The 15,219-nt window shown below is 40.3% G+C and carries 14 protein-coding genes and 1 pseudogene; 9 read left to right on the top strand and 6 right to left on the bottom strand.

Going from position 1 to position 15,219, the window contains the following annotated elements:
• Window positions 1-693 (top strand): annotated as a pseudogene (locus tag O3746_RS07225) (penicillin-binding protein 1A); the annotation flags it as partial.
• A 63-nt stretch (window positions 694-756) separates the two neighbouring features.
• Complete coding sequence (locus O3746_RS07220; protein WP_285267447.1) at window positions 757-1,602, top strand: 23S rRNA (adenine(2030)-N(6))-methyltransferase RlmJ; 846 nt, start codon at window positions 757-759, stop codon at window positions 1,600-1,602.
• A 35-nt stretch (window positions 1,603-1,637) separates the two neighbouring features.
• Here the strand turns inward: O3746_RS07220 and psiE are convergent, their stop codons facing one another.
• From psiE to rpsU, 4 genes are all read right to left on the bottom strand, one after another.
• A complete protein-coding gene (psiE, locus tag O3746_RS07215; protein WP_049365746.1) occupies window positions 1,638-2,054 on the bottom strand; it encodes a phosphate-starvation-inducible protein PsiE in 417 nt (138 codons plus the stop codon).
• A 135-nt stretch (window positions 2,055-2,189) separates the two neighbouring features.
• Window positions 2,190-4,079, bottom strand: coding sequence for an RNA polymerase sigma factor RpoD (rpoD, locus tag O3746_RS07210; RefSeq protein WP_371448372.1), 1,890 nt, complete (start codon window positions 4,077-4,079; stop codon window positions 2,190-2,192).
• A gap of 69 nt (window positions 4,080-4,148) precedes the next feature.
• Window positions 4,149-5,933, bottom strand: a complete 1,785-nt coding sequence (gene dnaG / locus O3746_RS07205) for a DNA primase (protein ID WP_371448370.1) — start codon at window positions 5,931-5,933, stop codon at window positions 4,149-4,151.
• Window positions 5,934-6,069: 136 nt separating this feature from the next.
• Window positions 6,070-6,285: a 30S ribosomal protein S21 gene (rpsU, locus tag O3746_RS07200; RefSeq protein WP_005694732.1), complete on the bottom strand. Its 216-nt coding sequence runs from the start codon at window positions 6,283-6,285 to the stop codon at window positions 6,070-6,072.
• A 218-nt stretch (window positions 6,286-6,503) separates the two neighbouring features.
• Between rpsU and tsaD the strand changes: the two genes are divergently transcribed.
• The 6 genes from tsaD (at window position 6,504) to O3746_RS07170 (ending at window position 10,899) form a co-directional block, all read left to right on the top strand.
• Window positions 6,504-7,532, top strand: coding sequence for a tRNA (adenosine(37)-N6)-threonylcarbamoyltransferase complex transferase subunit TsaD (gene tsaD, locus O3746_RS07195; RefSeq protein WP_371448367.1), 1,029 nt, complete (start codon window positions 6,504-6,506; stop codon window positions 7,530-7,532).
• Between the two features lie 9 nt (window positions 7,533-7,541).
• Complete coding sequence (locus O3746_RS07190) at window positions 7,542-7,778, top strand: hypothetical protein (protein ID WP_049357145.1); 237 nt, start codon at window positions 7,542-7,544, stop codon at window positions 7,776-7,778.
• Entirely contained in the window at window positions 7,778-8,359 is a 582-nt protein-coding gene (locus O3746_RS07185) for a thymidine kinase (protein WP_049373832.1), read from the top strand. Before O3746_RS07190 ends, O3746_RS07185 begins: the two co-directional genes overlap by 1 nt.
• A gap of 35 nt (window positions 8,360-8,394) precedes the next feature.
• A complete protein-coding gene (locus O3746_RS07180) occupies window positions 8,395-9,615 on the top strand; it encodes an aromatic amino acid transport family protein (RefSeq protein WP_295673141.1) in 1,221 nt (406 codons plus the stop codon).
• A 276-nt stretch (window positions 9,616-9,891) separates the two neighbouring features.
• A complete protein-coding gene (locus O3746_RS07175; protein ID WP_054420347.1) occupies window positions 9,892-10,278 on the top strand; it encodes a YgiW/YdeI family stress tolerance OB fold protein in 387 nt (128 codons plus the stop codon).
• 57 nt (window positions 10,279-10,335) lie between these two features.
• Window positions 10,336-10,899: a hypothetical protein gene (locus O3746_RS07170; RefSeq protein ID WP_054420346.1), complete on the top strand. Its 564-nt coding sequence runs from the start codon at window positions 10,336-10,338 to the stop codon at window positions 10,897-10,899.
• Between the two features lie 101 nt (window positions 10,900-11,000).
• Here the strand turns inward: O3746_RS07170 and ligA are convergent, their stop codons facing one another.
• Together ligA and zipA are read right to left on the bottom strand one after the other, a co-directional pair.
• Window positions 11,001-13,004, bottom strand: a complete 2,004-nt coding sequence (ligA, locus tag O3746_RS07165; protein WP_371448363.1) for an NAD-dependent DNA ligase LigA — start codon at window positions 13,002-13,004, stop codon at window positions 11,001-11,003.
• Between the two features lie 82 nt (window positions 13,005-13,086).
• Window positions 13,087-14,127 (bottom strand): cell division protein ZipA, encoded by a 1,041-nt coding sequence (zipA, locus tag O3746_RS07160; protein ID WP_371448361.1) that lies wholly within the window; start codon window positions 14,125-14,127, stop codon window positions 13,087-13,089.
• A 170-nt stretch (window positions 14,128-14,297) separates the two neighbouring features.
• On the opposite strand from zipA, the gene cysZ reads away from it, so the two are divergent.
• On the top strand, window positions 14,298-15,143 hold the full coding sequence (gene cysZ, locus O3746_RS07155; protein WP_111327695.1) for a sulfate transporter CysZ: 846 nt from the start codon (window positions 14,298-14,300) through the stop codon (window positions 15,141-15,143).
• Window positions 15,144-15,219: the final 76 nt, after the last annotated feature.

Raw genomic sequence — 15,219 nt, 5'->3', positions numbered from 1 at the left:
GGTGAGGGAGATCAGCAACCAGACAATGTACCAGACTTGCCAGAACTTCAAACATCAGCATTAAATGATGGTTCTGTGGATTTAATGGCGGATGCGAAAGACGGTGCAGCGAAACAAGAATACGCACCTCGTGTGATTAGTGGTGAATTAGCCTTCTTAATCCGTAGCGCATTAAATACGGCGATTTATGGTGAGCAAGGACTTAGTTGGAAAGGTACCAGCTGGCGTATTGCTCAAAGTATTAAACGTAGTGACATCGGTGGTAAAACCGGTACCACCAATAGTGCGAAAGTGGCTTGGTATGCAGGTTTTGGTGCAAACTTAGTCACCACAACCTATGTCGGTTTCGATGATAACAAACGCGTATTAGGTAAAGGTGAAGCAGGTGCGAAAACCGCAATGCCGGCGTGGGTCGCTTATATGAAAGCGGCACTTTCTGATATACCAGAACGTCAACTTGAACTTCCACCAAACATCATGGAAAAAACCATTGATAGTAACTCGGGTTTACTTTCTGAGGGTGGTGGTCGTAAAGAATACTTTATCGTTGGTACCGAGCCTAAACGCACTTATGTTGCAGAAATGCAAGAGCGCGGTTATTATGTCCCACCAGAGTTGCAACAACGCTTAAATGGTGGAACCGGCAAAACCAAAGACGCGATTCCAGCAACGCAACCAGAAGAATTATTCTAACGATTTAAATACTAAAAGTGCGGTTAATTTTGACCGCACTTTTTTACGTCAAAAGGACAAACCATGTTAAGTTATCGTCACAGTTTCCATGCCGGCAACCATGCCGATGTGCTAAAACACATCGTGTTGATGCTGATTTTGGAAAATCTCTCGCTGAAAGAAAAAGGTTTCTACTATCTCGACACCCATTCAGGTGTCGGTCGTTATCGCTTAAGTTCTAACGAATCAGAAAAAACCGGCGAATATAAAGAGGGAATTGGGAGACTTTGGGAAAGAACAGATTTACCCGAAGAAGTTGCTCGCTACGTGGATCTCATTAAAAAGCTCAATTATGGCGGTAAAGAATTACGCTATTATGCTGGATCTCCAATGATTGCCGCGCAATTATTGCGTTCTCAAGATCGTGCATTACTGACAGAATTACACCCGAGCGATTTTCCATTGTTACGGAATAATTTTAAAGAATTCAAGAATATCACCACAAAATCAGAAAATGGTTTCCAACAACTCAAAGCGACACTTCCACCCAAAGAACGCCGTGGTTTAGTGCTTATTGATCCGCCTTATGAATTAAAAGAAGATTATGATCTCGTCGTGAAAGCGATCGAAGAGGGTTATAAACGCTTTGCAACAGGCACTTATGCGATTTGGTATCCCGTGGTACTACGCCAACAAACAAAACGCATTTTTAAAGGATTAGAAGCAACAGGAATTCGTAAAATTTTGAAAATTGAATTGGCTGTTCGCCCTGATAGCGATCAACGTGGTATGACCGCGAGTGGTATGGTCGTGATTAATCCACCTTGGCAATTAGAACAACAAATGAAATCTATTTTGCCTTATTTGACCCAAACTCTCGTCCCTGAAGGTACGGGAAGTTGGACAGTGGAATGGATTGTACCGGAATAATCCATTCCAAAATCTCAGTTAAAATGACCGCACTTTTAAATTTTAATTTTATTGGAATACAACACTAAACAAAGTGCAATAACCATAATTAAAATCGCGCCTGCGAATAAGATAGTATCAACTGAACTCTCATGATTCACAATAATCAGACGCAACATAGCGGTAATCCCCGCGTAAATAAAATAACGCAGAGGAAAGTGATAGCCGCTTTTAAAATATTGCACGATTAGGCCAATAAAACCGAAATATAAGAAAAACATCACGGCTTGTTCAGCAACATCATAAGGCACTACGCTTGATGTATTGAACACCATAATTGCTAAGGTATAGGTGATTTTAGCTAAAGCAATAATCAACACTAAAGCCAAAGCAATAAGTGAAAAACTTAATATCACTTTTAATACACTAGTCACTACTCGAGGCAGCTTTTCTAGTTCTTGAGATTCTTCCATAAAGTTCCTTTTTTGTTTTTTTGAATAACGAAAGGTGCGTATTTTAAAGGAATGTGATTTGGTGGTAAATAACCAAATTTAATCAAATAAAAAAGGCAGATATTTCTGCCTTTTCTTTTTTATATGAATGAACAATTACTCATCTAAGAAACTTCTTAAGGTTTCAGAACGACTTGGATGACGTAATTTACGCAATGCTTTCGCTTCAATCTGACGAATACGCTCACGGGTTACATCAAATTGTTTACCCACTTCTTCAAGTGTATGGTCAGTATTCATATCAATACCAAAACGCATACGTAATACTTTTGCTTCACGAGGTGTTAAACCTTCTAATACTTCATGAGTCGCCACTTTCAAGCTTTGTGCGGTTGCAGAATCTAATGGTAACTCAAGGGTTGAGTCCTCGATGAAGTCACCTAAATGTGAATCATCATCATCACCGATTGGCGTTTCCATAGAAATTGGTTCTTTCGCAATTTTAAGTACTTTACGAATTTTATCTTCTGGCATCCCCATGCGTTCAGCAAGCTCTTCTGGCGTCGCTTCGCGACCCATTTCTTGTAGCATTTGACGAGAAATACGATTTAATTTGTTAATCGTTTCAATCATATGAACAGGAATACGGATTGTACGTGCTTGGTCCGCAATCGAACGAGTAATGGCCTGACGAATCCACCAGGTTGCATAGGTGGAGAATTTATAACCACGACGGTATTCAAATTTATCTACCGCCTTCATCAAACCGATATTCCCTTCTTGAATTAAATCCAAGAATTGTAAACCTCGGTTAGTATATTTTTTCGCAATAGAAATGACCAAACGTAAGTTGGCTTCAACCATTTCTTTTTTCGCACGGCGAGCTTTTTGTTCACCACGAGACACCGCATCGCAAATCTCACGCATTTGTTGGATGGTAAGATTAGTTTGCTGTTCAATATTCGCTAAGTTATCTAAAGATAAACGAATACGCTCTTCATATTTTGGTAAACGTTTTGCCCAAGCTTTCGTTGATTTTAATGCTTTTGCTACCCATGCATCACTGCTACCATTAGCAATAATCAGTGCCTCAAATTCATCTTTTGGCATGCCCGCAATATCAACTAATACTTTTTGTAGTTGACGCTCTTCTGAACGTACACGCTTCATCATATTCTTCATTGATAAAACAAGTACATCGAATTGTTTAGGCACTAAACGGAATTGTTTAAATATATCTGCGAGTAGCGCAATTTGGTCTTTTGCGCGTTTACCACTGCGTCCGTGTTTTGCAATAGTTGCTAATGTTTTTGTGTGTTGCTCTCTTAATGCCGCAAATCTTTCACGCGCTACTTCAGGATCGATGCTGTTATCTGAATCACTGTCATCAGAACTTGAGCTGTTTTCGCTTTCATCTTCCTCATCGCTCTCATCATCAACTTCTGCAGCGACTTCAACACTTTCCTCTTCATCAGCAAAATTTTCATCAATGTTTGCGGTTTCCTCTTCTGGAACATTTGGATCCACAAAGCCTGTGATTAAATCAGCTAAACGATAATTACCCGCTTCAACCTGGTCATAATTATCTAATAATTCAGTTAACGCTTCTGGGTAAGCAGCAATCGCAGTTTGAACTTCGTCAATTCCTTCTTCAATACGTTTTGCAATGCTGATTTCATCTTCACGGGTAAGAAGATCAACGGTACCCATTTCACGCATATACATACGCACAGGATCGGTTGTACGACCGATTTCAGATTCCACATTGGATAAAATCTGCGTTGCTTCTTCCACTGCATCTTCATCCGGAATCGTGTCATTCAACATCATTTCGTCACTTTCCGGCGCTTCATCCAGAACCGGAATACCCGCATCATGCTGTAAAGTTTGCAACAACTTATCGTAATATTCTGGATCGATCAAATCTTCTGGAAGTAAGTCATTAATCTCCGCATAGGTTAAATAACCTTGCGTACGACCCAATTCCATAAGCTGTTCAATTTGTTCTGAATATTGCTCTGCGGTAGATTGTTGATTTTGTTCCATTTTTATTCCCGTTTTGCGTTATTTTTGGAAGATAAAAGCCCTTGTTTTGAACAGGAGATTTTACCATTGTTATGACGGATTAACTAACTGTTTTTTCTGCTCTTCTTTTCCCTTGAGCAAATTCACTAAAATTGCTCGCTCTTGATCAGTTAAGCCTTCCGCCCTTTCTTTTGCAATCAGCATTTCAATATCTCGTTCAATTGCTTGAATATTCAATCGACGATAGTTTTGAGAGAATGCATTAATGATTTCTAAGTCGTCTAATAGATGATCCCAAGACGCCAATATTTCAAGGGGCTTGCTGAATTCTGTATCGCGAAAATATTCTAAGATTTGTCCTGTTGTAATGCCCTCTCGCTCACGGCAAAGTGCGGTCAATTTTTCGAGTAATTCGTAACCCGCTTCATGCTTTAAGGCTTGCAACCCCACATCCGAAATACGATTCACCAATTGTGAATTCTGTAATAACAGCGAAATCACCACACGCATTGGCGTTTTCTTAATGGTTTTTTGTGGCGTTTTAGGTTTTGGTTCAGCTTTGTCTATTTGATTTGGAATTAAGCTTTCAAGCTGCGATTGATCAAAGATCCCAAGCTTTTGCGCCAACATATTGCGTAATGACAAGCGCAACATATCACCAGGAATTTGACGAATTAAAGGCGCCGCGAGTGCCACTAATTTGCCTCGTCCTTCTTGCGTCGAGAAATCTACTTGTGGACTTAAATGCGCGAATAAGAATTCTGTGAGAGACTGAGCTTGATCAATATATTCTTCAAACTTTTCTTTACCATATTGACGAATATAAGTATCCGGATCTTCTCCATCTGGCAGGAAAATAAACTTAATTTGTCGTCCATCCTCCAGATAAGGCAAGGCGTTTTCAAGTGCACGCCAAGCAGCATCACGCCCTGCTCTATCGCCATCGTAGCAGCAAATGACTTGCTCTGTTGAACGGAACAATAATTGAATTTGTTCCGAGGTCGTCGATGTACCAAGAGAAGCCACGGCATAATTCACACCAAATTGCGCTAATGCCACCACGTCCATGTAGCCTTCAACCACCAGTAATTTTTCTGGCTCATCATTGATTTGTAAGGCTTCATACAAGCCATAAAGTTCATTACCTTTATGGTATGTAATGGTTTCGGGGGAGTTCAAATACTTGGGTTTTTCATCCGTTAAAACACGTCCACCAAAGGCAACCGTACGACCACGTTTATCCCGAATCGGAAACATAATGCGATTACGGAATTTATCGTACACACTGCCACGATCGTTTCGAGAAAGCATACCTAAATCAAACAGCTTTTTCTGTTCTTCTCGATTTTTGCCGAATTGACGCAACACCGTATCCATCGCATTGGGCACATAACCGATTTGAAAACGAGCAATAATTTCTGGCGATAAACCACGTTGCTGAAGATAGCTTTGAGCAGGAATACTTAGCGGGAGTTGCGCTTGATAAAACGATGCAATCTCTTGCATCAAATCGTATAAATTACGTTTTGTCTGATAGCTCACATCCGGTTTATTGCCGAATTGATTTGGGCGTTTTTCATAAGGCACTTCAAGCCCTGCCGAAGCGGCAAGTTCTTCTACGGCTTCAACAAATTCTAATTTGTCATAATCCATTAAAAATGAAATGGCATTACCTTTCGCGCCACAGCCGAAGCAATAATAGAATTGTTTTTTCTCACTGACCGTGAAGGAGGGTGTTTTTTCGTGATGAAACGGACAACAAGCTTGATAATCTCGTCCTGCTTTTTTGAGTTTCACACGCGCATTAATCACATCGACAATATTCGATTTTGTGAGCAGATCATCAATAAATTGGCGTGGAATTGAGCCTTTCATTGCCTTGCCTCCTTGAATACGATGCGAAAGTGCGGTTGATTTTGCGTGACTTTTTTCGATGAGTTTAAAGCAACAAAACCGTGATACCCAAAAGGTTTCACGGTTTGTCTTAACTCGAGTTAGAAAATACTACAAATTAGTATAAACGGGTATTGCGCGCGTTTTCGCGAGCATTACGTTTAGCGTGACGTTTAGCAAGTGTTGCTTTTTCACGTTTACGGATTGTAGTTGGTTTTTCATAGAATTCACGAGCGCGAACTTCTGCTAAAATACCAGCTTTTTCGCAAGAGCGTTTGAAACGACGTAAAGCTACGTCGAATGATTCGTTTTCACGTACTTTAATTACAGGCATAAGCCAATCACCTCAATGAGTTTAATTTAATTGCAATTTTAAATTTTTATTACTGCCGAATGAACGGCAAATTCAATAAAGGACGCAATTCTAATCGATCTTCCCTGCAAAAGCAAAGGAAAGATCGCCTATTTGCTGAAAATTTGGCGTTTGAACTGGTTTAGGCGGGCTAAACAAGGTAGAATCTTTGCCAATTTTTTTAATAAAATGAGAATAAAATGCGTATTTTAGGAATCGAAACCTCCTGTGATGAAACAGGTGTCGCGATTTATGATGAAGACAAAGGCTTAATTGCCAATCAGCTCTACACGCAAATTGCCTTGCATGCGGATTACGGCGGAGTGGTGCCAGAGCTGGCTTCCCGCGATCACATTCGCAAAACGGCGCCATTAATTAAAGCCGCATTAGAAGAAGCCAATTTAACCGCTGATCAAATTGATGGTATTGCCTATACAAGCGGTCCTGGTTTAGTGGGTGCATTATTAGTAGGCGCAACGATCGCGCGTTCACTGGCTTATGCCTGGAATGTGCCCGCTATTGGCGTACACCACATGGAAGGCCATCTACTTGCCCCAATGCTTGATGAAAACCGACCGCACTTTCCGTTTATTGCCCTCTTAGTTTCAGGTGGACATACGCAATTAGTGCGTGTTGATGGCGTAGGGAAATATGAAGTTATTGGTGAATCTATTGATGATGCCGCAGGTGAAGCCTTTGATAAAACTGCGAAATTATTAGGGTTAGATTACCCTGGTGGTGCGGCACTTTCACGTTTAGCCGAAAAAGGATCACCAGATCGTTTTGTATTCCCTCGACCAATGACGGATCGCCCGGGTCTTGATTTTAGCTTTTCAGGTTTAAAAACCTCAGCGGCAAACACTATTAATCAGGCTATCAAACAAGAAGGTGAATTAACCGAACAAACCAAAGCGGATATTGCGTTTGCCTTCCAAGATTCCGTTGTGGATACACTCGCCATTAAATGTAAACGTGCCTTAAAAGAAACTGGCTATAAGCGTTTAGTCATTGCTGGCGGGGTGAGTGCAAACAAAAAATTACGTGAAACCCTTGGCACAATGATGAAAAATCTTGGTGGTGAAGTATTTTATCCGCAACCTCAATTTTGTACCGATAATGGTGCCATGATTGCCTATACGGGCTTTTTACGCTTAAAACAAGGTCAGCATAGCGATCTCGCCATTGATGTTAAACCTCGTTGGGCAATGACTGAACTCCCTGCAATTTAAGGAAAAAATATGGAAAATATGATTAAAGTAAGAGCTATGCGTGCAGCCGGTATCGCTTGTTTCTTAGTGCTCGCGATTATTGGCGCATGGATTTTTACCACACCAAGTGGTGATATCGTTAGCGCGCTTTCAGCTGCCGGAAAAATGGTTGGCGGTGGTGCAACTTACGGCACCTTTATGCTAGCAGCCTGTCCACCTGTTGCAGGATTTATTGCCTATTATTTCTGGAAATGGGTGATTAAATAATGGCAAAACTCTATTTTTACTACTCTACGATGAATGCGGGCAAATCAACCACGTTGCTGCAGTCTTCCTATAACTACCGTGAACGCAATATGAACACCATGGTTTATACGGCTGCCATTGATGACCGTTTTGGATTAGGCAAAGTCACGTCACGTATTGGTATTCATGAAGATGCCAATTTATTTACGTCAACGAGTGACCTTTTTGCCGAAGTGAGCCAACATTTACAACAAGAAAAAATTCATTGTGTTTTGGTTGATGAAGCCCAGTTTTTAACGAAACAACAAGTCTATCAATTAAGTGATGTCGTCGATAAACTGAAGATTCCAGTGCTTTGCTATGGCTTGCGTACCGACTTCCAAGCAGAGCTATTTGAAGGCAGTAAGTATTTACTTGCTTGGGCAGATCAACTAGAAGAATTAAAAACAATCTGTTATTGTGGGCGTAAAGCCAATTTCGTTTTACGTTTAAATGAACAAGGTGAAGTCATTAAGGAAGGGGAACAAATCCAAATCGGTGGAAATGACTCTTATCTTTCGGTTTGCCGCTATCATTACAAAGAAAAGTGCGGTCAGCTTTAACCTCATTTTTCAATTTATACTCGGAGGACAATTTTATGCTAAAGAACAAAACATTCGGCAGTGCCTTAATCATTGCCGGCACGACCATCGGAGCCGGGATGCTCGCGATGCCATTAACCTCTGCCGGAATTGGTTTTGGTTATACCGTTTTCTTATTAGTCGGCTTATGGGCACTTTTGGTTTACAGCGGTTTACTTTTTGTTGAAGTGTATCAAACAGCCGATCGCCTGAATGATGGCGTAGCGACTCTCGCTGAAAAATACTTTGGTATCACTGGGCGTGTCTTAGCGACTTTTAGCTTGCTCATTTTACTTTATGCCCTTTCAGCAGCATACATCACCGGGGGCGGTTCATTATTATCTGGCTTACCAACGGCTTTTGGCTTTGAAAGTCTTTCCTCCGAACTTTCAATCATTTTATTTACCGTCGTACTCGGTGCCTTTGTGGTTATGGGTACAAAAGGCGTTGATGGCGCCACTCGTATTCTGTTTATCGGCAAATTAATCGCCTTTGCTTTCGTGTTATTTATGATGTTACCAAAAGTGTCTGTCGATAACCTGATGGCCTTGCCTTTAGATTATGCTTTCGTGATTTCTGCAGCACCTATCTTCTTTACCTCTTTTGGCTTCCACATCATTATGGGTAGCGTAAATAGCTATTTAGATGGTAGTGTCACTCAATTCCGTAAAGCTATTTTAATTGGCACAGCCATTCCACTAATCGCTTATTTGATATGGCAGTTAGCGACTCACGGTGTATTAAGCCAAAATGAATTTGTGCAAGTACTCCAAGCGGATCCAACACTTAACGGTTTAGTCAATGCTACACGTCAAATCACCAACTCCCACATCATGGGGGAAATCGTGCGCGTCTTCTCTGCTCTTGCATTAATCACCTCTTTCCTTGGTGTAATGCTAGGGGTATTTGAAGGTTTAGGCGATTTATTTAAACGTTACAAATTGCCACACAACCGTTTAACACTGACTGTTGCAGCATTTACTCCACCACTTGCATTCGCCTTGTATTATCCTGAAGGTTTTATTGCCGCATTAAGCTATGCGGGTTTACTCTGTGCATTCTATTGCTTAATTTTACCTATTGGTCTCGCATGGAAAACACGTCAAGCGAATCCAAATCTGCCTTATCGTGTAATCGGTGGAAACGTAACCTTAGTGATAGCCTTAGTAATTGGCGTAATCATTATGATCGTACCATTCTTAATTCAAGCAGGTTATTTACCTGCAGTAGCAGGCTAAAGTGCGGTAGATTTCCAGGGCATTTTTCTCATAAAAGTAGGGCTTAAACGCCCTATTTTTTTATTTTCAAAAAATTTTCATTTTTTTTACCTCTCTTAATCTTTCCTTAAGATTCTCTTGTTTAAATACACTCATCGAAAGGCAAACAATCCAATCGATAAATAAATCTGAAAAATGTTAATTACTTAAGAAAAGATTAAGATTTGAATGATTTAATACATCTGAAAGCAAAACTTTCAACTTACTTTATGATTATCTTATTTAGGAGAACAAACTATGAAAAAATTACTTACTGTTGCAGCTATCGCATTATCTTCTGTTGCCGTATATAACACCGCAATAGCGCAAGGATTTAATGATGGCAATAATCAAGTCACTCAACAAGGTTTTGTAGATGAAAGCGTCATTGTAAAAACCGTTGCTGATGCATTAAATGCCAATGATAACACTCCAGTTCGTTTAGACGGACAAATTGTAAAACAAATTGGTAAAAAGGATTTCTTATTTAAAGACGCAAGTGGAAAAGAAATCCAAATTGAAGTCAGCAAAAAAGCATGGAATGGTCAAACGATAGCACCTCAAGATAACATTCAAATTATCGGTAAAGTCGATAAAGAATGGAATAAAACAGAAGTTGATGTAAAACAAATCATCAAAAAATAACTAACAAAATGACCGCACTTTTCTTAAGTGCGGTTAAAAATCCCAAAGGAGAAGAGAATGGAAAACGTACAAACAATGTCAGATCTTATGCAGCAAATTCAACAACGAATTGATTCACTAAAAGCCTCTGCTATGCAGCAACAAACAGAAATGAAACAATCATTAAATGAATGTATTGAGCAAAGTGAAGCCATTCAAAATCAATTAGTTCAGAGCCAACAGCAATTAACATCACAATTGGAATACGGCACTGCAGTATTAATTGAACTGGAACAAGGGTTACAGCTAGATTTCAGTACAGAAATCGCCGAATTTGAACAGTTGTGTCAAAATGAAACCGCCGATACGGCAGAATTAACACAACGATTAGAACAGAATGTACAGGAAAAAATCACGTTCCAATTAAACGAATTAAAAGCCAAAACAGGTATTGCCTTACAAGAAATTGGTCAGGTGACACTCCATATTAAGCAGTTATTTGGGGCAGAAAAAAGTGCTAAAGTGAAAGGGTTGGCAAAATTAAAACAACGTTTATATAAACGCTTTGGTAAACAGATTATTGCTTCAAAAGAATGCTTGGCAAAACAACTGGAACGCGGAGCCAGTAAATTAAGAGCTTAAAATGTCCGCTATCGTTTATTAAGAAGAAAAGTTAAACCGCACTTAATCTTGAGATGAGATGAAGTGCGGTCATTTTTTTAGTTTTTTTTCGATTGAGACGGTTAAATCTGAGCCAAAAATTCTTCTTCCGTTAGAACGGTAACACCTAATTCTTGTGCTTTTGTGAGCTTAGAACCCGCCGCATCACCAGCAATCACAAAATCTGTTTTTGCTGAAACCGAGCCGCTCACTTTCGCGCCCATGTCTTGTAATAAGGCTTTAGCTTCATTACGTCCCATTTGAGTTAAGGTTCCGGTTAATACAACCGTTTTGCCTTTAAAGCGGTTTTCTGCCACTTCTTTGGTTTCCACGGTTTCCCAATGTACGCCTTGAGCAATTAAATCATTCACTACTGCCACATTATGTGGTTCATGCCAAAATGCCAAAATACGATTAGCCACCACTTCGCCCACATCAGGCACTTGCTGTAAGGCTTCTAAATCTGCATTTTGCAAGGCTTCCAAGGTTTTAAAATGATTCGCTAAATTCAATGCGGTTGCTTCACCCACTTCACGAATTCCTAAGGCGAAAATAAAGCGTGCTAGCGTCGTATTTTTTGCTTTTTCAAGGCTCGCTAAGGCATTTTCGGCTGATTTTGCGCCCATTCTTTCTAAACGGGTCAGCGTAGTTAAATCTAACTTAAATAAATCGGCTGGCGTATGAATTAACTCACGATCCACCAACTGCTCGATTAATTTACCCCCTACGCCATCAATATCCATGGCCTTGCGAGAAACGAAATGTTTAAGCGCTTCTTTACGCTGTGCTGCACAGAATAAACCGCCTGTACAACGCGCTACCGCTTCGCCTTCAATACGAACAATTGCCGAATCACATACAGGACAAGTCTCAGGGAAAATGATCGGTCTCGCATCTGCTGGGCGACGGTCGTGTAATACGCCGATAATTTGTGGGATCACATCTCCCGCACGACGAATCACTACCGTATCGCCAATCGCAATGTCCAAGCGTTCGATTTCATCACCGTTATGCAATGTGGCGTTACTCACCGTGACACCAGCCACAAATACCGGTTCTAATTTTGCCACTGGAGTAATTGCCCCCGTTCTCCCCACTTGGAATTCCACGTCATTTAAACGAGTTAATTCTTCTTGTGCAGGGAATTTATAAGCAATTGCCCAACGCGGCGCCTTGGAGATAAAACCTAATTTCTCTTGTAACGCAATATCATTAATTTTCAGCACGGTGCCATCAATATCATAGCCAAGGGAACTGCGTTTATTTTGAATATCACGATAAAAATCCAACACTTCATCTGTGCCGTTACATAAACGGATTTCTGGGTTTACCGGAATCCCAATAGACTTCAACCATTGCAAACGATCATAATGCGTATTCGGCAAATCTACGCCTTCCGCAATACCAATACCATAAGCATTCAATACCAATGGGCGCTTACTCGTAATTTTAGGATCAAGCTGGCGCAACGATCCCGCCGCTGCATTACGCGGGTTAGCAAAGGTTTTCTCACCTTTCTCTAAAGCGTGCTGATTTAAACGCTCAAAGCCTGCGTGTGGCATAAACACTTCACCGCGCACTTCTAAACGAGCTGGCGGGTTGTCCATTAAAAGCTGCAAGGGAATATTTCGAATCGTGCGAATATTGGCAGTAATATCTTCCCCCATTGTCCCATCACCGCGGGTCGCGGCTTGAGTCAGCACACCATTCACATACAAAATACTCACGGCCAACCCATCTAATTTGGGTTCACAGCAGAAAGTGAGAGGTTCAGGTAAACGAATAAGACGATCTTCAATGCGTTTTACGAATGCATAAAATTCCTCGTCTGAAAACGCATTATCCAAAGAGAGCATCGGAATTTCATGACGAATTTGTGCAAAACCTGAAAGCGGTTTTGCTCCTACGCGTTGAGTGGGAGAATCTGCTGTAATGAGTTCCGGATGGGCGGCTTCTAAGGCTTTAAGTTGATGAAATAAACGGTCATATTCCGCATCAGGAATCGTTGGATTATCCAACACGTGATATTCATATTCATAACGACGAAGATCCTGACGTAATGTATCAATTTGTTGCTGAAGGCTCATAATGTTCTCTAACGGTTTACTCATTGAATTAAAATGGGCGAACCATCGGCTCGCCCAAAGTGCGGTTATTTTTTCGTGCGTTTTATGCGATGCGAGATAAGTAATCCTGCTCAGCTACATCATCAAAAATCTCTTGCTGCTCAGTCAACACTACGCCACCTAAATCTTCTGCGATGGTTTTCGCTGCACGAATCATCATACGTAAGTTCGCCAAATTATTACCTGGCGATGGTAGCTGCATAAAGAGTACTACGCCCATAGTTGAAAACTCGGCCATATTGTAATAATCAAACGTACCTGGCTGCTCAATATTTGCCACACTAAATAACACCGGACTTGCCACACTTAAATCAAAGTGGCGGTGATACATTTGACGCTCACCAAAAATGAATCCCAAGTTTTCTAAAGATTGAGATAACTGCGGACCATAGAATTCACGATTTTGATTTGAAATGACATAAAGTTGAACAAAGCCAGTGGTTTGTTTTGGTTTTTCCACTTCTACCGGTTCGTGATAGTTAAAATGTACGTTCTCATGAGTAGGTTCTTGAGTTGGATTTAATGACATCTCGGCTAACTGCTCACGTAATTCAGGCGAAGAAGAATTTACACCATCAAAATCATTGCTTTGTGCTTCTAACTCTTCAATTGTCATTTCTGCTACACGTGGTTTCGGTTGTACATTCGTTTCAGGATAAACCACAGGTTCAGGTTGTGGAGCTGGCGTAGGAGCAGGTTGCGTTGTATTCATCTCATAAACCGGCTGATTTGGTAAGGAGATTTTAATATCGTCCACGCTTTTTTCTATTTGACGCGCATCCACTTGAGCACGTTGCTCATCAAAATTAAATTGCTGTTGGCTTGCTGCCTGTGGTGCCACTTTAGGTTGAACACTTTGTTGTACAGGCTGTGCTGCTTGAGCGCGATGTGTTAAACGAATATCCGCATTAGGATCAGCGGCTTGCGAAAAAGGATTGACCTCACCGTTTTTAGAAGTGCGGTTAAATGTATTCGCGCTTTTAAAATATTTTGATTTCTCACGGCGATTTGACCATAATCCGTGTACCACTAAGGCAATTAAAGCAATTACCCCTAAAATAATCAAAATGGTATTTAAGTCCATTCTTGTTGCTCCTTAACGCAATGATTTTTGCTAATCCTATCACATTTCCACAGGTGAAAAAATAGGAAAGCAAACAAGAGATTAAAAGGGATGAGATGGAATTTTTCTCAAAAAATATTGTCTTTCTGTGACATTTTGTATTTTTTACTTTTCAATTTAAAGGAACAATGATGATCGATCAAAATGAAATAAAATCTGCTTTCAATCATTTCGTGATGGGTTGGCATTTTATTACACAAAAAGGCCTACGCCGTTTTGTGATTATGCCAATTTTACTTAACGTCGTTCTACTTACAGGCTTATTCTGGCTATTTGTCTCACAAATCTCCACGATGATTGACTGGGTGATGAGCTTTATTCCAGATTGGCTAAGCTTTTTAAGCGTGATTTTGCTTGTGTTGTCTATTGGCTCAATTCTCTTATTTTTCTATTTTGCCTTTACAACGCTTTCAGGCTTTATTGCCGCGCCGTTTAATGGATTATTAGCAGAAAAAGTCGAAAAAATGCTAACTGGAGAAGCAGTTAATGATGATGGTTTTGCCGAAATTATGAAAGATGTGCCACGTATGCTAAATCGTGAATGGCAAAAACTATGGTACAGCTTACCGAAATTTGTAGGCTTGTTCTTATTGAGTTTTATCCCTGTTATCGGACAAACCATTATTCCTGTGCTGACATTCTTATTTACCTGTTGGATGATGGCAATTCAATATTGTGACTATCCGTTTGATAACCACAAGATTTCCTTTGGCATCATGAAAAATGCATTAGGCGAAAGACGCACACAAAGCCTGACATTCGGAGCATTAATCACCCTTTGTACCGCATTACCGATTGTTAATTTAGTCGTTATTCCCGTTGCAGTCTGTGGCGCGACCGTAATGTGGGTCGAAAATTATCGCTCACAATTAAAATTTGATATGAATTTTGACCGCACTTCGGGTTCAACACAAATTGTGACACATTCTAGTAGTACTGAAATTAAGCCTTCAGGAAATAGCATCGTGAATAAATAGCATTTAGTTATAAAATATAGCTATTAACTATTTTTTGAATTTTAAAGCTGGTGTTATAACTATCGCATCAAATTAT

The sequence above is a fragment of the Haemophilus sp. 27098_8_127 genome (assembly GCF_041433495.1).
In the GTDB taxonomy this organism is placed as follows: Bacteria; Pseudomonadota; Gammaproteobacteria; order Enterobacterales; family Pasteurellaceae; genus Haemophilus_D.
This window is presented reverse-complemented; position numbering and strand designations above follow the sequence as displayed.